This window comes from Amycolatopsis thermoflava N1165 (assembly GCF_000473265.1).
GTDB lineage: Bacteria > Actinomycetota > Actinomycetes > Mycobacteriales > Pseudonocardiaceae > Amycolatopsis_E > Amycolatopsis_E thermoflava.
In genome coordinates this window covers 5085272-5104357 of the sequence record NZ_KI421511.1, presented here as the reverse complement: position 1 = coordinate 5104357, position 19086 = coordinate 5085272, and the positions used below count along the sequence as shown (strand labels likewise).

The following is a 19086-nucleotide window of genomic DNA, read 5'->3' as shown; positions in this document are numbered from 1 at the left end:
CCCGGTAGGTACATTCTGTGCACGACACGGAGCGAGGGGGAGTGGTCGTGGCCGGGTACGAGGTCGATCCGCAGCAGCTCAGCGCCGCCGCCGGCACGGTGCGGGACGAGCCGGGGACGCAGCTGCGGTACACGCTGCCCAACCTCAAGGACGTGCGGATCACGGCCGAGGACTTCGGCCGCAAGCACCACGAATCCTTCGCCGGGTACCAGGCGGGCGTGCAGCGGCTGGTGGCTTGTGTGGACAGCTACGTGCGGGCCTCCGGTGAGTTCGCGGACAAACTGGGCCGCGCGAGCGGGTCCTACACGGCGGCGGACGACCGGACCCAGGGCGACGTGCGGACGGCGGCGAGCTGATGGCGGAGCGGCTGCCCACGATCGAGGAGGTCCGGCAGCTCGTCGACGACCCGGGGATCGACGACGAGACCAAGCGGACCCTGCTCGTCCGCTACTTCGACGCGATCGGTGACGTCGACCCGGTCGTCTACGGCTTCCGGAACGAGAACGAGAAGAAACAGCTGCTGGAGTCCTATCAGGACCGGTTCGGGTTCACCGACCGGGACCTGACGGACGGCGCCTTCGCCTACGACGCGTACTCCGCGGCGCAGGGCAGGCACGACGCGAACATGCAGGCCGCGCGCGAGGCGCAAGCGCGGGCGGTCGGCGACGGGAAGGCGCGCCTCGACTCGCTGAAGGGGTCCGACACCAGCCCGGGGGCGGCGAACTCGAACGAGATCCTGGACGCCGGCGCGGCGGGGCTGGACAGCTTCCGCACCTGGCTGCCCGTCTACAGCAGGGCGCGCGCGGTGGCGGCGCCCGGGCTGCCGGACTTCCGCCTGCAGGAGCTGATCGACCGGTACGACGAGCAGCGTGACATCCCGTTCGACAAGTTCGCCGCCGGGGTGACCGAGATCGTGCAGGTGCGGGAGTCGGTCGCGGATGCCGCGCCGTCGCAGAACTCGGCGATGCAGGCGTTGTTCGGCTCCTGGGAGGGCGACGGGAAGAGCGCGGCGGCGGCGTCCTGGACGAAGTTCGGGGACGGGGTCAGGACGGTCGAGCAGTCGCTGGAGCACGCGGCGGACGTAGTGACCCGGACGATCGCCGCCGTCGCCGGGTCCTGCCGGGACAAGGCTTCGTGGGTGCTGCAGTACGCGTTCCAGACCTGGCCGCAGCAGCAGGGCCTGACGGCGCAGGACACCGACCGGCTCGCGCGGATCGCCGAGCTGGGGCGCAACGCCAGCGCGGACGACTTCAAGCACTTCATCCCGTTCCTGGTGGGGCAGCATTCGCCGTTGGCGGGGCAGTTGGTTGTGGGCTCGTCGTTCGGGATGCCGGACGAGCTGCTGGACGCGGTGCAGTCGTGGGCGAAGAGCTGGCTGGCGGAGTTCTGCGGCTGGTTCGCCGGTTTCGTCGGCGAGTTCCAGGCGATGTGCGAGAACACGCGCGTTGCGGTGGCGGCCCAGTGGTCGGCGTTGAACACCGAGTTGCAGCAGGTGCCGGACAACCCGTTCGCCGGGGTCGGCGAGGCCGCGCCGGTCGCGTCTCGTAGCTCCGGTGCTGGTGGGGCGAGCGGTTCCGGCGGGGGTTTCGCAGGTGGCGCGGGCTCGGCGGGTGGTGCCGGCTCGGCGGGGGGCGCTGGTTTGGCGGGTGGCGCTGGTTCGGCGGGTGGCGCGGGCGCGACGCCACCGCCCGCCGCGCCGGTCGTGCCCCCGGCGGTCGCGCCCGTCGTGCCGGCCGCCGCGCCGGTGCCGGACGAGCAGGACACGCTGACGGTCCAGCGGGGCGACAGCAAGCTCGAGATGTCCGAGCCGGACCAGACCGGCCGGATGGCCATCAAGATCGACAACGGTGACGGCCCGCCGAAGGACTACCAGCTCACGTGGGGCACCCCCGACCCGGCGACCCCCGCGTACACCCCAGCCGCGGACGGCAAAATCCACATCGACGACGGCCCACTGCACATCACAGCCGAACGCCCCTCCGGCGAGACCGGCCCCACGGTGGTCACGATCGACGACGGCACCGGCACCCCCACGACCTACACCCTCGGTGAGGAGTCGGCCGCCCGGCCCGCCGCTTCCGGGGCTGGGTTCGCTTCTGGTGCCCCCGCGACGTATCCCCTGGGTGAGGAGTCGGCCGGTCGGTCCGCCGCTTCCGGGGCTGGGTTCGCTTCTGGTGCCTCCGCGACCGACCCTCTGGGTGAGGAGTCGGCCGCTCGGCCCGCCGCTCCCGGTGCCGCCCCCGGCCTCTCCACCGACCCGGCCCAGCGCCTCGGCGCGACTGGTGCACTCGGCGGCCTCAACCAGCCGGCTGTCGCCGCAGATTCCATCCCCCTCGCCGATACCGTCCAGCGGTCGGTGGCTGGCGCATTCGATGACCTCGCCCAGCCGGTTGCTGCCTCCGGGCCCCTCCCCGATCAGGCTCAAGGCGCGGGTGCCGACGGCGCGCCCGATGGCACCCAACCGACGATGTCCGGCGCCGCTGGTGCTGGTCCGAACCTCGCCGACGCTGCCGGTCCGGGCGCTACCGGCGACCCGTCGCTCGGCGGTCAGGAGCACACCACCCCGGCGGCCGCGCTGGGTGGGGTGTCCGATGGGCTGGCCGGGCAGGGCGCGGTGAGCGGCTCCCTCGGCGATCCCGGCTCGCTCGGTCACTCCTCGGCACCCGCGGCGACCGGGGCGACCCTCGGCACCGCGCCGGGGCTCGATCCCGTCGGGGCGGCTGTCGATCCGAGCGGGATGAGCATGCTCGGCGGTCTGCCACCCGCCGGCGGGAACCAGGGCGGCGACGATCCGGAGCGGTCGTCCCGCGCCTACCGCGTCGACGGGGACATCTTCGACAGCCCCGGCTCGGGTGGCCGCATCAGCGGCTCCCTGGACGAGGAGGAAACCCGCAGGTGAGCGAGTTCCAGACGAAGCTCGACGCGATCGCCGCCGAGCGCGTCGCCCGTCAGGACCTGATCGGCCGCCGTGTCGCGGCGAGTCTCGCGGAGAGCCAGGCCCGCGCCGGCGACCTCACGCGGGAGGCCGCCGCCACCGTGCAGCGCCTCGCCGAGCAGGCCGCCCGCACGAGGACCGCCGCCGGCTGGGAGCTGCCCGAGAAGTCCGACCCCAACGCCTCACTGGGCATGGACTTCGAGGACCCCGAGATGGCGACCGAACCGACCAACCGTCACGCGCCTCCACCGGAACCCCAGACGCGCCGGGGCCGCCACGCCCGCCCCGACGAACCCGAGGACGACTACTCGACCAAGGACTGGCTGGGCTGACCCCCGAACCCGTGGACGAACGGCCGCGGCTGGTGGGCGGCTTTGGCTGAGGGTGGCGCTGGCCGGGCGCGGTGGCTGAGCTCGAAGCGCGACCGGACTCCTGCACCTGACGAGCGTGCTCGGGCTCGGCCGGTAAGGACACCGGCCGCGGCGCTGGTGGTCGGCGAGGGTGCTGGGCCCTGCCAGGGCAGACAATGCGGAGACCGCACCGCGGGCCATGAGATTTCGGCGGCAAGCTGTGGCGCCCGAGCGACCACGAAGCCTCAACGGCGGCGCGACGGCACCCAGCGCCGCCCAGGCTGGCGTTGGGTGCAAGGTCGGCACACTCGGTGCCGCCCAGGCTGGCGCTGCGGCGCGACGGCACTCAGTGCTGTGCAGGCTGGCGTTGGGTGCAAGGTCGGCACACTCGGTGCCGCCCAGGCTGGCGCTGCGGCGCGACGGCACTCAGTGCTGTGCAGGCTGGCGTTGGGTGCAAGGTAGGCACACTCGGTGCCGCCCAGGCTGGCGCTGCGGCGCGACGGCACTCGGTGCTGTGCAGGCCGGCGTTGGGTGCAAGGTAGGCACACGCAGTGCCGCCCAGGCTGGCGCTGGGTGCAAGGCAACTGAGCGCCGGTGCGCCGGCCGGCGACGGAACTGCCCGTCGGTGCCCCGGCCATCGCAACGGCAAGTGGCTGCTGCGGCTGGCCCCGCGCCGCGTGTCCCCGCGCTGGATGTCGACGTAGCCGTGCCGAGCCAGCGCCCACCGGCCAGCTACGCAGCCACCGGCAAAGCATCCCGCGAGAAGTCGATCCCGGCGCGCTTCACGTCCGTCTCCAGCAGCGGGCGGTACTTGTCCGTCCCCGTCAGATGCGTCAGGAAGAACGCCGTGAACAGGGCCCGCACCAGCACCTGTGTCCGGTGGTTCGGCTTCCCGTGCAGCAGGCGCTGGCTCCAGTGGCTGCCCTCGGTCAACGCCAGGTGGGTCGACTTGTCGACCTTCCGGTACTGGACCGGCCCGCCCCAGGCCTTGGCTATCGACTCGGCGTTGCCGCCCGCCGGGGCGACCAGGTCGCCGTCCGCGGCCAGGTGCAGCCCCGGCGCCGTCACCCGCACCGCGGCCGCGCTCGCCGACGGCAATGTCTGCGCCGCGGCGAACGTCGCCACCCCGCGCACCCCGCCCGAGGCCGCGGCGAGCACCGCCGATCCGCCGCCGGTCGAGTGGCCCGCCAGGCCCAGCCGGTCCCGGTCGACGCTGATCGCGTCCGGACCGAGCCGCACCCCGGTCACCACGTCGAGCGTCGTGCGCAGGTCCGCGGCCAGCAGGCGGTGCGACGGCAGCGGACCCAGCTGCGTCGCGGGCGCGGCGGCCACGACGCCCCAGCTCGCCAGATGCGCCAGCAGCCCGCGGTACCGCCCTGGCGGCTGCAACCAACCGTGCCCGAACGCCACCGCCGGCAGCCCGAGGCCGCTTCGTGGGGTGAACACCACACCGGGCAATCCGGCGAGCGCGAGGTTGCCCCGCAGCACGTCGTGCGGTCCCGCGTGCGACAGCTCTTCGAGCAGCTCCTTGGGCTTGCTGACCATGGTCGAGAGCTTAGGGCAGCCCGCCCCGGCACGGCCGCGCAACATCCTTCGGAAGCGCGGTTTCGCCGAGGTGGAGATGAGCCGGGGGAGCGCAACCCGTATCCCTCGTTAGGCTGGTGGTGTGTGCGGAATCGTGGGATATGTCGGTCACCGGCAGGCGCTGGACGTCGTGCTCGGCGGGCTGCGCCGGATGGAGTACCGCGGGTATGACTCGGCCGGGGTGGCCGTGCTGGACGGCGCCGGCGCGCTGACCGTCGAACGCAAGGCGGGTCGCCTGGCCAACCTGGAGGGCGCGCTCTCCGAACACGGCCTCGACCGGTTCGCGGGCACCGCGGGCATGGGCCACACCCGCTGGGCGACCCACGGCGCGCCCATCGACCGCAACTCGCACCCGCACCGGGACGCCTCGCAGCGCGTCGCGGTCGTGCACAACGGCATCATCGAGAACTTCGCCGCCCTGCGGGCCGAGCTGGAGGCCGACGGTGTCGAGATGACCAGCGACACCGACACCGAGACCGCGGCCCACCTGGTGGCCCGCGCCTACGCCGACGGCCCCACCGCCGGTGACCTGCCCGCCAGCGTCCGGGCCGTGTGCCGCCGCCTCGAGGGCGCGTTCACCCTGGTCGTCACCCACGCCGACCAGCCGGACATGATCGTCGCCGCGCGGCGGTCGTCGCCGCTGGTCGTCGGCGTCGGCGAGGGCGAGCATTTCGTCGCCTCTGACGTGTCGGCCTTCATCGAGCACACCCGCGAGGCCGTCGAGCTGGGCCAGGACCAGGTCGTGGTCATCAGCCGCGACGGCTACGACATCTCCGACTTCGCCGGCGAGCCCGCGCAGGGCAAGCCGTTCACGGTCAACTGGGACCTCTCGGCCGCCGAGAAGGGCGGCCACGAGTACTTCATGCTCAAGGAGATCGAGGAGCAGCCGGAGGCGCTGGCGAACACGCTGCGCGGGCACTTCGACCGCGGCCGCATCATCCTCGACGAGCAGCGCCTGTCCGACCAGGACCTGCGTGAGGTCGACAAGGTGTTCGTGGTGGCCTGCGGCTCGGCCTACCACTCCGGCCTGGTCGCCAAGTACGCGATCGAGCACTGGTGCCGCCTGCCGGTCGAGGTCGAGCTGGCCAGCGAGTTCCGCTACCGCGACCCGGTGCTGGACCGGGACACCCTGGTCGTCGCCGTGTCGCAGTCCGGGGAGACCGCCGACACGCTCGAAGCGATCCGCCACGCCCGCGACCAGAAGGCGCGCGTGCTGGCCGTCTGCAACACCAACGGCGCGCAGATCCCGCGCGAGTCCGACGCCGTGCTCTACACGCACGCCGGGCCGGAGGTCGGGGTCGCGGCGACGAAGACGTTCCTGTCGCAGATCGCGGCGAACTACCTCGTCGGCCTCGCGCTGGCGCAGGCCCGCGGCACCAAGTACCCGGACGAGGTGGCGCGCGAGTTCGCCGAGCTGGAGGCCATGCCCGCCGCCGTGCAGAAGGTGCTGTCCACTGTGGACCAGGTTCGCGAGCTGAGCCGGGACATCGCCGACTCGAAGGCGGTGCTGTTCCTGGGCAGGCACGTCGGCTACCCGGTCGCCCTGGAGGGCGCGCTCAAGCTCAAGGAGTTGGCGTACATGCACGCCGAGGCGTTCGCCGCCGGTGAGCTGAAGCACGGCCCGATCGCGCTGATCGAGGAGGGCCTGCCGGTCGTTGTCGTGATGCCGTCGCCGAAGGGCCGCGCGGTGCTGCACGCCAAGCTGGTGTCGAACATCAGCGAGATCCAGGCCCGCGGCGCGCGCACGATCGTCATCGCCGAGGAGGGCGACGACACGGTGCGCCCGTTCGCCGACGAGCTGATCGAGGTCCCGGCGGTGCCGACGCTGCTGCAGCCGCTGGTCTCGACCGTGCCGCTGCAGGTGCTCTCGGCCGAGATCGCCCGCTCGCGTGGATACGACGTGGACAAGCCGCGCAACCTGGCGAAGTCGGTCACTGTCGAGTAGACAAGGCCGCGTGCAAGGCATCTGGAAGACAGACCGGATCCGCGCGGCCGAAGACCGGCTGCTGGCCGTCACGCCGGAAGGCGCGTTGATGCACAAGGCCGCGTTCGCGGTCGCCGTGCACGCGGCCGAGATGCTGGCCGAGCACACTGGGCGGGTGTCCGGGCGCCGTGTCGCGCTGCTCGTCGGCGCGGGCAACAACGGCGGTGACGCGTTGTGGGCCGGTGCGTTCCTGCGCCGCCGCAACGTGAGCGTCACCGCGATCCTGCTCAAGCCCGAGAAGGCGCACGCCGCCGGTCTTGCCGCGTTGCGCCGGGCGAAGGGCCGGGTGGTCACCGCCGAGGACGGTCCGGCCGTGCTCCAGGTCGCGGACCTGGTGGTCGACGGGATCGTCGGCCTGTCCGCGCACGGCGGCCTGCGCCCGGACGCGGCCGCGCTGGTCGAGCACGTCCGCGCGCCGGTGCTGGCGGTCGACCTGCCCAGCGGTGTCGAGCCGGACACCGGGGTGGTGCCGGGCGACGCGGTCACGGCCACGCGGACGGTCACGTTCGGCGCGCGGAAGCCGGTGCACGTGCTCAACCCGTCGCGTTGCGGGCGGGTCGAGCTGGTCGACATCGGCCTCGAACTGGACGATCCGGACCTGTGGCAGCTGGACGCGGCCGACGTCGGGCGCGCGTGGCCGGTGCCGGGGCCGGAGGACAACAAGTACAGCCAGGGCGTGACGGGCGTCGCGGCCGGATCGGCGACCTACCCGGGCGCCGCGGTGCTCGCGACCGGCTCGGCGGTGCTGGCGACGTCCGGCATGGTGCGCTATGCCGGGCCGGCGGCCGACGTCGTGCGGTCGCGGTGGCCGGAGGTCGTGGCGACCGGTTCGGTGACCGACGCGGGCCGCGTGCAGGCGTGGGTGGTCGGGCCGGGGATCGGGACCGGCCGCGAGGGGCGCGAGGTGCTGGCCCACGTGCTCGGCGCCGGGGTGCCGGTGTGCGCGGACGCCGACGCGACCACGTTGATGGCGCACCGCCCGGACGTCCTGGACGCGCGCGACCCGGGCACGCCGCTGGTGCTGACCCCGCACGCGGGCGAGTTCGAACGGCTGATGGGCCGCCCGCCGGGCGAGGACCGGGTGGCCTCGGTGCGGGAGGCCGCGGCGAAGTACAACGCCGTGGTGCTGCTGAAGGGCAACGTCACGATCGTCGCCGCCCCGGACGGCCGGGTGCTGGTGAATGTGGCGCGTGGTTCTTGGTTGGCGACGGCTGGTTCCGGGGATGTGTTGTCGGGGTTGATCGGTTCGTTGCTGGCGGGTGGGTTGGAGCCGTGGCTGGCTGCTGGGTGTGCGGCGTATGTGCACTCGCTGGCGGGGGAGTTGGCGGCGCGTGGGGTGCCGGTGTCGGCGTCGGGGATTCTGGCCGCGATTCCGGATGCGGTGCGGAGGGTGCGCGCCGGCGTGCTCTGACGCGGAGCGCGTGCTCGTGAGGGAGCGATCGGCGCGGCTCCGGGCGGAGGGGTGCTGTCCGGGTTGATCGGCTCGCTGCTCGCGAGGGCGGGCTCGTGGTGTGGTCGGCCGCCGGGACCCTCGCCGCGCTCCCGGATGCGGACCGTGCGCGCCAGCGCTCTTTGAACACGAACGATCACCGTGAGTTCTCGTAGGAGAACTTGCCCATCAAGTTATCGAGTTATGTGTTAACAACCGCGAGATCCTCTGGTAAATAAGTGGGCGTCCCCACCAACTACGGAGGAACCCAATGACGGGAGCGCCCCCAAGGGGCGTCGCGCGGCGGTCGGTGCTCAGGGGGGCACTGGCGGGCGGCGCGGCCCTCGCCACCGGCGGCCTGCTCGGCGCCTGCGGCGTCCGCCAGGACGCGCCGCGGATCGTCACCGACGACCGCTGGCGCCAGTTCGCAGGCGCCACGATCAACCTGATCTCCGAGAACACCGCCCCCACCGCGGCGATCGCGGCGAACCTCAAGCCGTTCACCGACCTGACCGGCATCAACGTCAACATCGTCACGCTGGAGCTGTCCGCCCTGGTCCAGAAGGTCGCGCTCGACCTGGCCGGCGGCGAGTCGCAGTACCACGTGATCTACGCCGACCCCTACCAGGTGCTCGCGCCCTACTCGAAGGGCCTGGTCGACCTGCGTGAACTCGCCGCGCAGCCCGGCCTGCCCGAGTTCACCGGCTGGGACGACTTCATCCCGACCCAGCTCGACGCGGCCGGCCGGTTCGGCGACCGGGACAAGATCTTCGCCGTCCCCTACGACTGCCCGACGATGATCTGGCAGTACCGCGCCGACCTGTTCGACAAGTACGGCGCCCGCATGGCCGACGACCTCGGCTTCGACCCGACCCCTGGCCTCGACCGCACCTGGGACGAGTACCTGCGGATCGCGCGGTGGTTCAACGACAACGCCGACGAGGTCGCCTACGGCACCGGCCACCAGGCCAAACAACACGACTCGCTGATGTGCGACTTCTCCAACGTGCTGTGGTCCTACGGCGGCGACTACTTCGACAACGGCACCGAGGTCGGCCTCTACGGCACCACCGACCCCGGCCCGTGCCGCCTCGGCAGCGACCAGGCCATCGCCGCCGCCGAGTTCTACCAGCGGCTCCTGTCGATCGCCGACCCGTCGTCGAAGACCTGGGACTGGAACGGCCTGGCCCCGGCGCTCAGCTCGGGCCGCATCGCGATGTGCGTCAACTGGCACGAGTACGCGGCGGCCAACGAGAAGGCCATGCCCGGCCGCTTCGGTTACGCCCCGCTGCCGCGCGGTCCGGTCCGCTCCGCCAACCACTACGGTGGCTGCGGCATCGGCATCAACGGCAACACCCAGCCCAACGAGCGCATGGCCGCCTGGCTGTTCGTGCTCTGGGCGACCTCGACGCAGACGCAGCTGGCCAACCTCAAGAGCGAGGCGGGCGGCGGCACCCCGACCCGGCAGTCCGTCTACGACCTGCCCGAGGTTCGCGCCGCCGAGCACCGGCCCTCCGCGATGCCGAACATCCTCGCCGCGCCCGCCGTGGCCACCGCGTGGCAGCCGGAGAACATCGGTCTGCGGCCGAAGATCCCGATGTGGAACGAGTGCGACACCGCCGTCTACACGCAACTGTCCAAAATGCTCGCCGGGGATTCCTCGCCCGCGGACACCATGCGCGGCGCGGCCACGAAGATCGACCGGATCACGGCACGGGGGTGGGCGGCATGACCACGACACTCGACGCGCCCGCCGAGGCGCCCGTCCGGAACGCCAAGGCACGCAAGCGGTTCGGCTTCCACGGCCTCATGATGACGCCGGGCATGGTCCTGCTCGCGCTGCTGTCGGTCATCCCGCTGGTCACGATCATCGCGACGAGCTTCTCGCGCGTGCACCTGCTCGGCGGAGTCGTGTTCGACAACGTCGGCCTGACCTACTGGGCGCGGCTGTTCGGCGACCTCGACCTGTGGGTGCAGTGGCTGCGCACCATCGCCTTCTTCGTGCTGACCGTCGGCCTGGAAATGGTGCTGGGCCTGGGATTCGCGCTGTGCCTGTGGAAGCTGGTACGCGCCCGCAACCTGCTGCTGACGCTGTTCCTGCTGCCGATGTTCGTCGCGCCGGTGATCGTCGGCCTGCTCGGCCGGTTCCTCACTGACTCCACGTTCGGCCTCTACACGTGGCTGCTCGGCCTGGTCGGCTACCACGGCGACATCCTCGGCGGCGGCACGTCGGCGTTCCTGGCGGTGGTCGCGATGGACGTCTGGGAGTGGACGCCGCTGATCACGCTGGTCGTGCTCGCCGGCCTGACCGCGGTGCCGCAGAGCATCCGCGAGGCCGCGGCGCTGGACGGTGCGAACGGCTGGCAGAGCTTCCGGCACGTCCTGCTGCCCTCGATCTCCGGGGTGCTGCTGGTGGCGCTGCTGATCCGCTCGATGGACGCGATCCGCTACTTCGACATCATCAGCGTCACCACCAACGGCGGCCCCGCCGACGCGACCAAGACGGTGCCGATCCGGCTGTACGAAACGGCTTTCCGCTTCTTCGACCTCGGCTACGCCGCGGTGATCGGGCTCGTCATGCTCGTCGTGACGATCCTCATCGCGCGGGCGTTCGTCCGGGTACTGGACAGGAAGGGGCTGACCCGATGACGAGCGCCATCGACCGCACGCCGCTGCGCGCCCGGCTGGGCGTCCGCGCCGTGGTGATCGTGGGTCTGCTGTGGACACTGGTGCCGCTGGTGTGGATGGTGGCGTCCTCGTTCAAGACCGATGTGGACGTCACAGCCGCGGAGCCGGAGTTCCTGTTCCAGCCCACGCTGGAGAACTACCGCAGCCTGTTCACCGGGGCCAACAACCTCGGCCCCTACATCTGGCACAGCGTGCTCGCGTCCGGGATCTCCTCGGTGCTCGCCGTGGCGATCGGCGCGCTGGCGGGCTACGGGCTCGCCGGCACCCGGATGCGGGCCAAGAAGCACGTCGCGTTCTGGATCATCTCGACCCGGATGGCGCCGATCGCCGTCGTGGTGCTGCCGCTGTTCCTGCTGTTCCGCGGCGCGAACCTGATCGACAGCATCCCCGGGCTGATCCTGGCGTACCTGACCTTCAACCTGCCGTTCGCGATCTGGCTGATGAGCGCGTTCTTCGCCGAGGTGCCGCCGTCGGTGGAGGAGTCGGCGCTGGTCGCGGGCTGCACGCGGTGGCAGGCGTTCTGGCACGTCGTGCTGCCGCTGACCAAGTCGGGCCTGGTGACCACCTTCGTGCTGTGCCTGGTGTTCTCCTGGAACGACTACGCGTTCGCGCTGGTGTTCAGCGGTCCGCACTCGCAGACCCTGCCGATCGCCGCCGACCAGCTCGTGACGCAGACGGGAATCGACTGGGGCCAGCTCACGGCCATCGGCACTATTGTGGTGTTGCCGATGATCGTGGCCGGTCTCGCCGTGCGCCGGTGGCTGGTCACCGGCCTGACGCTGGGAGCCGTGACAGGTGAGTGAAGTGCCCGCGACGATGAAGGTCGCCGTGCTGTACGGGATCCACGACATCCGCGTCGAGGAGCGTCCCGTGCCGGAGCCTGCGCCGGACGAGGTGCTGATCCGGGTCGCCTCCGTCGGCACCTGCGGTTCCGACGTGCACTACTACGAGCACGGCCGCATCGGCGACTTCGTCGTCGAGCAGCCGCTGGTCCTCGGCCACGAGCCCAGCGGCATGGTCGTCGCCAGGGGCAAGGACGCGCGGCGGCACGAGATCGGCGCGCGCGTGGCCCTCGAACCGGGCGTGCCGTGCTCGGTGTGCGGCGAGTGCAAGGCGGGCCGCTACAACCTGTGCCCGCGCATGCGGTTCTTCGGCACGCCGCCGATCGACGGCGCGTTCTGCGAGTACGTGGTGCTGCGCGAGGACTTCGCGCACCCGGTGCCGGACGCGCTCAGCGACGACGCGGCCGGCCTGCTCGAACCGCTGTCGGTGGGCGTGTGGGCGAGCCGCAAGTCGCGCGTCGCGCCGGGCAGCCGCGTGCTGATCACCGGCGCCGGGCCGATCGGGCTGGTCGCGACGCAGACCGCGCGGGCGTTCGGCGCGAGCGAGGTGGTCGTCACCGACGTCAACCCGCGCCGCCTCCAGGTGGCGGAGGAGCTGGGCGCGACCGCGACGATCGACGTGTCGCGGGAAAGCCTGGCCGACGCCGGGTTCGAGCCGGACGTGCTGCTCGAATGCTCGGGCGTGCCCGCCGCCGCCGGGCAGGCGATCCGCACGGTCGCCCGCGCCGGCCGGGTCGTGCTGATCGGCATGGGCGGCGACGAGATCCCGCTGCCGCTGGCGCACGTGCAGAACTTCGAGCTGGAGGTCACCGGCACCTTCCGGTACGCGAACACCTGGCCGACGGCGATCGCGCTGGCCGCGGGCGGCGAGGTCGACCTGGACCGCCTGGTCACCCACCGGTTCGGCCTGGACGAGGTCGAGCAGGCCCTCACCATCGCCGGGAAGGACGACTCGGTCATCAAGGCGGTGGTGCGTGCCTAGACCGTCCGACGCCGAGGTCGAGCAGCGCCGCCAGGAGGTCCTGCGGCACGTGATCGACTGCGGTGAGGTGCGCATCGACCAGCTGACCGAGCAGTTCGGGGTCAGCCTGATGACGATGCACCGCGACCTCGACGACCTCGCGGAGCGGCGGTTGCTGCGCAAGCTGCGCGGCAAGGTAGCGGCGTACCCGGCGCTGACCATGGAGACGGCGAAGCGCTTCCGGGAGAACCTCAACCTGCCGCTGAAGGAAGCGTTGTCCGCGCTGGCGTTCGAGCAGGTGGCGGCCGGGCAGACGGTGTTCGTCGACGACTCGACGACGTTGTTCCCGCTGGTCCGCCGGTTCCCGGAGCTGGGGCGGCTGGTGGTGATCACCAACTCGCTGGAGGAGGCCCGCATCCTCGGCGAGGCCGAGGGCGTCGAGGTGCTGCTGCTCGGCGGCCGCTACACCGAGTTCGACTCGTGCAGCGGCCCGGACACCGTCGCCGCCCTCGGCCGGATGCGCGCCGACGTCGGATTCGTCTCCGCGACCGCGGTCGCCGGCGGACGGCTGTACCACCCGGTGCGCGACTACGCCGACCTCAAGACGGCCGCGCTGGCCGCGTCGAACCGGAACGTGCTGGTGGTCGACCATTCGAAGTTCGGCCGCACGGCGACCTACGACTACGGTGACGTCGGCGCCTACGACGTCGTGATCACCGACGACATGACGCCCGCCGACGAGATCGCCGCGATGCGGGCGCTCGGCGTGGAAGTGCTGGTGGCCGAAGTTCCGGAGGGATCATGACGGACAAGCTCGTGGCCGGGGTCGACTCGTCCACCCAGTCGACCAAGATCGTCGTCTGCGACGCGGAGACCGGCGCGGTGGTACGCACCGGCCGCGCCGCGCACCCGGACGCGACCGAGGTGGACCCGCGCGAGTGGTGGCGGGCGTTCACCGAGGCCGGCGACGGGTTGCTGGACGGCGTCCAGGCGCTCGGCGTCGGCGGTCAGCAGCACGGCATGGTGACCCTCGACGAGGACGGCGAGGTCGTGCGGCCGGCGTTGCTGTGGAACGACACGCGCTCCGGGCAGGCGGCCGAGGACCTGGTGCGGGAGCTGGGCGGCCCGGCGGCGTGGACGGAGGCGGTCGGCTCGGTGCCGGTCGCCAGCTTCACCGTGACGAAGCTGCGGTGGCTCGCGGAGAACGAGCCGGAGCTGGCCGACCGGGTGGCGCGCGTGGTGCTGCCGCACGACTGGCTGACCTGGCGCCTGACCGGCGGCGAGGCGGTGACCGACCGCGGCGACGCGTCCGGCACGGGCTACTTCTCGCCGGCGGAGGGCGTGTACCGGCGGGACATCCTCAAGCACGCGTTCGGCGGCCGGGACCCGGAGCTGCCGCGGGTGCTGGGCCCGGCGGAGGCGGCCGGGCGGACACCGGACGGGGTGCTCGTGTCGGCGGGCACGGGCGACAACATGGCCGCGGCGCTGGCGCTCGGCCTCGGCGAGGGCGACGTCGTGGTGTCGCTGGGCACGAGCGGCACGGTGTTCGGCGTGTGCGAGACGGCGTCCGCGGACGCCACCGGACTGGTCGCCGGTTTCGCCGACGCGACCGGCCGGTTCCTGCCGCTGGCCTGCACGCTCAACGCGGCGCGCGTCCTGACCGCGACGGCCGCGATGCTGGGCACCGACCTGGCCGGGTTCGACCGGCTGGCGCTGGCGGCCCAGCCGGGCGCCGAGGGCCTGACGCTGCTGCCGTACCTGGACGGCGAGCGCACCCCGAACCTGCCCACGGCGGCCGGTTCGCTGCACGGCTTGCGCCGGGGCAACATGACGCCGGAAAACCTGGCGCGCGCCGCGGTCGAAGGGATGCTGTGCGGCCTGTCGGCGGGTCTCGACGCGGTGGCGGCGCAGGGCCTGGCCGCCCGGCGGGTGCTCCTGATCGGCGGGGCGGCCCAGTCCGAGGCGGTGCGGGCCATCGCGCCGATCGTGTTCGGGGTGCCGGTGGTGGTGCCGGAGCCGGCGGAGCACGTCGCGCTGGGGGCCGCGCGCCAGGCGGCGTGGGCGCTGGCGGGAGGTGCCGAGCCGCCGGTGTGGGAGGCCAAGGCGCAGGTGACGTTGGAGCAGCCGCGGTCGCCCGAGGTCGGGGACGAGATCCGCGGCAGGCACCTGGCGGTGCGGCAGCTGGTGCACGACGTGCCGCTGCAGGGAGCGTGAGGTAGGGACGGGCGGCGCGATCCGGCTCCCACCCGCGAGCCGGACCGCGACTGGCACCCGGCCGCCATCCGGCAACGCAGGCCTCAACTGCGCCGCCTTCCCGGCGGGGCACCCATCCGCACCCGGCAACGCAGGCCTCCGACCAACGCCCCAGACCTCCCCCGCCCCCGATCCGCAGCCTGCTTTTGGTCGCCGACCAGGGGTGTCAAGGTACTCTTTCCCGCCTTGACGCCCCTGCCCGGCGACCAATACACACTCGAGGTGAGGGGGTGGGGGAGGTCGACACCGCCCGCAGGGCGCCCGGCGGCCCGGACGTGGGAAAATGGACCCCGATGAGCCCCGATCTCCCCCGCGCCGAGGTTGTCGTAGACCTGGCTGCCCTGCGGCACAACGTCGCCCTGCTCGCGAGCCGGGCGGCGGTTTCCGGTGCCGCCACGATGGCTGTCGTCAAGGCCGACGGCTACGGCCACGGCGCGGTCCCCGTCGCGCGCGCCGCGCTGCAGGCGGGCGCGACCTGGCTCGGGGCCTGCTCGCTCGGCGAGGCGCTCGCGCTGCGCGAGGCGGGCCTCACCGCGCCCATCCTGGCCTGGCTCGACCTGCCGAGCACCGACTTCGCGCCCGGCGTCGCCGCGGACGTGGACCTCGCGGCCAGTTCGCGGGCCGAACTCGCGCGCATCGCCGACGCCGCCCGCCGCACCGGCAAGCGCGCGCGGGTCCACCTGAAGATCGACACCGGCCTGTCCCGCAACGGCTGCCCCGCCGCCGACTGGCCCGCCCTGGTCAAGGAGGCCGCCGGGGAGCCGGACGTCGAGGTCGTCGCGATCTGGTCGCACCTCGCGTGCGCCGACGAGCCGGGCCACCCGTCGATCGACCAGCAGGCCGAGCGCTTCGCCGCGGCGTACGAGATCGCCCGCGACGCCGGCCTGAAACCGTTGCGGCACCTGGCGAACTCGGCCGCCACCCTGAACCGGCCGGACCTGCACTTCGACCTCGTCCGCCCGGGCATCGCGATCTACGGCCTCAACCCCAACCCGGAGCCCGAGGACCTGCGCCCGGTGATGACGTTCCGGTCCTCGGTCGTGCTCACCAAACGGATCCGCGCCGGCGAGTCCGTCTCCTATGGACACACGTGGACCGCGCAGCGGGACACCACGCTCGCCCTCGTGCCCACCGGGTACGCCGACGGGGTGCCGCGCACGCTGTCCGGCCGGATGGACGTGTGGCTGCACGGCAAGCGCCGTCCGGTCGCCGGTCGCGTGTGCATGGACCAGCTGGTCGTGGACTGCGGTGACGACGAGCCGCCGCTGGGTGCGGAGGTGGTCCTGTTCGGCGACGGCGCGCGGGGCGAGCCGACCGCGCGCGAATGGGCCGACAAGATCGGCACCATCGACTACGAGATCGTCACCGGCATGTACCGGCCCCGGATCCGGCGGCGGTACCTGGCGGAGGACGTCTGATGGTGTCCCGCCGCATGCTCACCGTGCTCGGCGGTGCCGCCGCGCTGGTCACCGGCACCGCGGCGGCCACCATCGCGGTGACCGCGCAGCAGCAGCGCCAGCGGGACCACCTCACCGGCGAACGCCTCGGCACCCTCGACCCGGACCGCACGTCCACGGTCGCCGCGGACGACGGCACCCCGCTGTCGGTGTCCGAGATCGACCCGGCCGACGGCGGCAAACCCGAGCTGACCGTGGTGGGTGTGCACGGGTTCGCGTTGTCGCAGCTGAGCTGGCACTTCCAGCGCCGCGACCTGGCGTCGCTCACGTTGCCGCGCGTGCGGCAGGTCTACTACGACCACCGCGGGCACGGCGCGTCCGGCCCGGCGAACGAGAAGACCAGCACCATCGAACAGCTGGCCCGCGACCTTGACGCGGTGCTGCGCGCCGTGGCGCCGGAGGGGCCGATCGTGCTCATGGGGCACTCGATGGGCGGCATGGTGGTCATGGAGCTGGCCCAGCAGAACCCGGAGTTGTTCGCCGAGCGGATCTGCGGGGTCGCGTTCATCGCGACCGCGGCAGGCGAGGTGGGCCGCAAGGGGCTGCCGCGCGGGCTGCTGTCCAAGTACAACCCGCTGACCCGCGGGGTCGGCGAGCTCGCCGGGTGGCAGCCGGGGCTGGTCGAGTTCGTGCGGGCCGCGGGCGGGCAGCTGACCCGGCAGGCCGTGCGGCTGCTCGCGTTCGGCTCCCGCGACGTCGACCCGCGCGTGGTCGACTTCATGCTCGAAATGCTGGCCGTGACGTCGGTGAAGGAGCTGGTCGGGTTCGTCGACACGCTCGGCAGCCACAACCGGTACGCCGCGCTGGCCGGTCTGAAGCACGCGCACGTGCTGGTGATCGGTGCCGACACCGACCGGTTCACGCCGTACTCGCACGCGGAGCGGATCGCGGCGGAGCTGCCCGACGCCGAGCTGGTGCGGGTGCGCGGCGCCGGGCACATGGTGCAGCTCGAACAGCCCGAGGTGGTCGACAGCCACCTCATCGACCTGGTACAGCGATGCGCGGGTGTGACGGACGAGTCCCGTCCGCGGCGGATGTGGCGGTGGTTGAACCAATGAGCATCGAGTTACCGACGGCCGACGACACGGTGGCCTTCGGCGAGTCGCTGGGCCGCACCCTGCGGGCGGGCGACGTCGTCCTGCTCGCCGGTCCGCTCGGCGCGGGCAAGACCGTGCTGACGCGCGGGATCGCGGCCGGGCTGGGCGTGTCCGGGCGGGTCAGCTCGCCGACGTTCGTGCTCGCGCGGGTGCACCCGGCGGGGGAGCGGGGCGTCGCGCTGGTGCACGTCGACGCCTACCGCCTCGGCGGTGACCTGACGCAGCTCGACGACCTGGACCTGGACACCGACCTCGAATCGGCCGCCGTGGTCGTGGAGTGGGGCGAGGGTTCCGCGGAGCGGCTGTCGTCCGACCACCTGGTGGTCCGGCTCGACCGGCGGCCCGACGACGTGCGGGAACTGACGCTGGAGCCGCACGGTTCGTGGGTCGAGCGCGTGCCCGAGCTGGTGGGCTGATGGGGCGCGCGGTCGTCGTCGAGGCGCCGGGCAAGCTGAGGGTCGTGCGGACCGAGCCGGAGGACCCCGGCCACGGCGAGGTCGTCGTGCGCGTGGAGTGGGCCGGGATCTGCGGGTCGGACCGCGAGGTGCTGGCCGGGACGCGGGCCGAGGGGTTCGTGCGATACCCGGTGGTGCCCGGGCACGAATGGTCGGGCACGGTCGTCGAGCTGGGGCCGGGCACGGACCCGGAGCTGCTCGGCAAACCCGTGGTGGGCGAGGGGTTCCGCAACTGCGGCCGGTGCGCCCCGTGCCGGCGCGGCGACACCACCCTGTGCACCGCCGAGTACGACGAGACGGGCTTCACCCAGCCCGGCGCGTGGGCCGACGAGCTGCGCATCCCGGCGCGGCTGCTGCACGTGCTGCCCGACGGCGCCGACCTGCGCGCCGCGGCGCTGCTGGAACCGGCGGCCTGCATGGCGGCGGCGACGCTGCTCGCGGCGGTCGTGCCGGGCGAACGGGTGGCGGTGATCGGCGGCGGCACGCTCGGCCTGCTGGCGACGCAACTGCTGGCGGCGAGCGGCCCGGCCGAGTTGGTGGTGGTGGACCCGCGGGCGTCCCGCGCGGTGCCCGCGTCCCGATTCTGCGGCGCGACCGGCTTCTACAGCCCGGGCGCGGCGCCGGGCGGGTTCGACGTGGTGGTGGAGGCGGCGGGCGCCCCGGGCACGGGGGCGCAGGCGGTGCGGATGTGTCGCCGCGGTGGCCGGGTGGTGCTGACGGGCCTGGCGGGCCACGAGACGGAGCCGATCGCGCCCGCGGACCTGGTGACGGCCGCGGTGACGGTGCACACGGTGTTCGGCGCGCCGTCCCGCGCGTGGACGCACGCCGTGCGGGCCTTCGCGACCGGTCTGCTGGACCCCGCGCCGCTGATCACGCACGAGTTCCCGCTGGAGGAAGCCGAACGCGCCCTGCGGCTGCTGGAGGACCCCGCCGTCGATACCGGGAAGGTCCTGCTGCACCCCTGACGCCACCCGGCCCCTCTCGGGCGCCTCCACCTGGCACCTCTGCCCGGCACCTCTGCCCGGCCCTTCCGCCCGGGTGCGAGACCCGC

The 19086-nt window shown here is 72.9% G+C and carries 16 protein-coding genes; 15 read left to right on the top strand and 1 reads right to left on the bottom strand.

The genetic code is table 11. The annotated features are described in order from the left end of the window. The first annotated feature begins 17 nt into the window (after positions 1-17). Genes AMYTH_RS0125095 through AMYTH_RS0125085 form a run of 3 tightly spaced genes read left to right on the top strand, consistent with a single transcriptional unit; the run spans position 18 to position 3267 of the window. On the top strand, positions 18-356 hold the full coding sequence (locus AMYTH_RS0125095; protein WP_228684950.1) for a hypothetical protein: 339 nt from the start codon (positions 18-20) through the stop codon (positions 354-356). Then, entirely contained in the window at positions 356-2899 is a 2544-nt protein-coding gene (locus AMYTH_RS0125090; protein WP_027932607.1) for a hypothetical protein, read from the top strand. The genes AMYTH_RS0125095 and AMYTH_RS0125090 overlap by 1 nt, the downstream gene beginning before the upstream one ends. Then, the gene (locus tag AMYTH_RS0125085) at positions 2896-3267 is read left to right on the top strand and encodes a hypothetical protein (RefSeq protein ID WP_027932606.1); all 372 of its coding nucleotides are present in this window, start codon (positions 2896-2898) and stop codon (positions 3265-3267) included. Before AMYTH_RS0125090 ends, AMYTH_RS0125085 begins: the two co-directional genes overlap by 4 nt. A 750-nt stretch (positions 3268-4017) precedes the next feature. On the opposite strand, the gene AMYTH_RS0125080 is transcribed toward AMYTH_RS0125085, so the two are convergent. Continuing rightward, a complete protein-coding gene (locus AMYTH_RS0125080; RefSeq protein ID WP_027932605.1) occupies positions 4018-4830 on the bottom strand; it encodes a dienelactone hydrolase family protein in 813 nt (270 codons plus the stop codon). Between the two features lie 121 nt (positions 4831-4951). Between AMYTH_RS0125080 and glmS the strand changes: the two genes are divergently transcribed. From glmS to AMYTH_RS0125020, 12 genes are all read left to right on the top strand, one after another. Continuing rightward, positions 4952-6814, top strand: a complete 1863-nt coding sequence (glmS, locus tag AMYTH_RS0125075; RefSeq protein WP_027932604.1) for a glutamine--fructose-6-phosphate transaminase (isomerizing) — start codon at positions 4952-4954, stop codon at positions 6812-6814. 10 nt (positions 6815-6824) lie between these two features. Further along, the gene (locus AMYTH_RS0125070; protein ID WP_027932603.1) at positions 6825-8264 is read left to right on the top strand and encodes an NAD(P)H-hydrate dehydratase; all 1440 of its coding nucleotides are present in this window, start codon (positions 6825-6827) and stop codon (positions 8262-8264) included. Positions 8265-8553: 289 nt separating this feature from the next. Next, the gene (locus tag AMYTH_RS0125065) at positions 8554-10014 is read left to right on the top strand and encodes an extracellular solute-binding protein (RefSeq protein ID WP_027932602.1); all 1461 of its coding nucleotides are present in this window, start codon (positions 8554-8556) and stop codon (positions 10012-10014) included. Continuing rightward, positions 10011-10931 (top strand): carbohydrate ABC transporter permease, encoded by a 921-nt coding sequence (locus AMYTH_RS0125060; protein ID WP_228684948.1) that lies wholly within the window; start codon positions 10011-10013, stop codon positions 10929-10931. The genes AMYTH_RS0125065 and AMYTH_RS0125060 overlap by 4 nt, the downstream gene beginning before the upstream one ends. Continuing rightward, positions 10928-11773 (top strand): carbohydrate ABC transporter permease, encoded by an 846-nt coding sequence (locus AMYTH_RS0125055; protein ID WP_027932600.1) that lies wholly within the window; start codon positions 10928-10930, stop codon positions 11771-11773. The genes AMYTH_RS0125060 and AMYTH_RS0125055 overlap by 4 nt, the downstream gene beginning before the upstream one ends. A gap of 1 nt (position 11774) precedes the next feature. Then, positions 11775-12794 (top strand): NAD(P)-dependent alcohol dehydrogenase, encoded by a 1020-nt coding sequence (locus AMYTH_RS0125050; RefSeq protein WP_027932599.1) that lies wholly within the window; start codon positions 11775-11777, stop codon positions 12792-12794. Then, positions 12787-13578, top strand: a complete 792-nt coding sequence (locus tag AMYTH_RS0125045) for a DeoR/GlpR family DNA-binding transcription regulator (protein ID WP_027932598.1) — start codon at positions 12787-12789, stop codon at positions 13576-13578. The genes AMYTH_RS0125050 and AMYTH_RS0125045 overlap by 8 nt, the downstream gene beginning before the upstream one ends. Further along, complete coding sequence (gene xylB, locus AMYTH_RS0125040; RefSeq protein WP_027932597.1) at positions 13575-14987, top strand: xylulokinase; 1413 nt, start codon at positions 13575-13577, stop codon at positions 14985-14987. Before AMYTH_RS0125045 ends, xylB begins: the two co-directional genes overlap by 4 nt. A 332-nt stretch (positions 14988-15319) precedes the next feature. After that, the gene (gene alr, locus AMYTH_RS0125035; protein ID WP_027932596.1) at positions 15320-16444 is read left to right on the top strand and encodes an alanine racemase; all 1125 of its coding nucleotides are present in this window, start codon (positions 15320-15322) and stop codon (positions 16442-16444) included. Then, positions 16444-17541 (top strand): alpha/beta fold hydrolase, encoded by a 1098-nt coding sequence (locus AMYTH_RS0125030; RefSeq protein ID WP_037322671.1) that lies wholly within the window; start codon positions 16444-16446, stop codon positions 17539-17541. The genes alr and AMYTH_RS0125030 overlap by 1 nt, the downstream gene beginning before the upstream one ends. Then, the gene (gene tsaE, locus AMYTH_RS0125025; RefSeq protein WP_027932594.1) at positions 17538-17996 is read left to right on the top strand and encodes a tRNA (adenosine(37)-N6)-threonylcarbamoyltransferase complex ATPase subunit type 1 TsaE; all 459 of its coding nucleotides are present in this window, start codon (positions 17538-17540) and stop codon (positions 17994-17996) included. The genes AMYTH_RS0125030 and tsaE overlap by 4 nt, the downstream gene beginning before the upstream one ends. Next, the gene (locus AMYTH_RS0125020; RefSeq protein ID WP_027932593.1) at positions 17996-19000 is read left to right on the top strand and encodes a zinc-dependent alcohol dehydrogenase; all 1005 of its coding nucleotides are present in this window, start codon (positions 17996-17998) and stop codon (positions 18998-19000) included. The genes tsaE and AMYTH_RS0125020 overlap by 1 nt, the downstream gene beginning before the upstream one ends. The last annotated feature ends 86 nt before the right edge of the window (positions 19001-19086 follow it).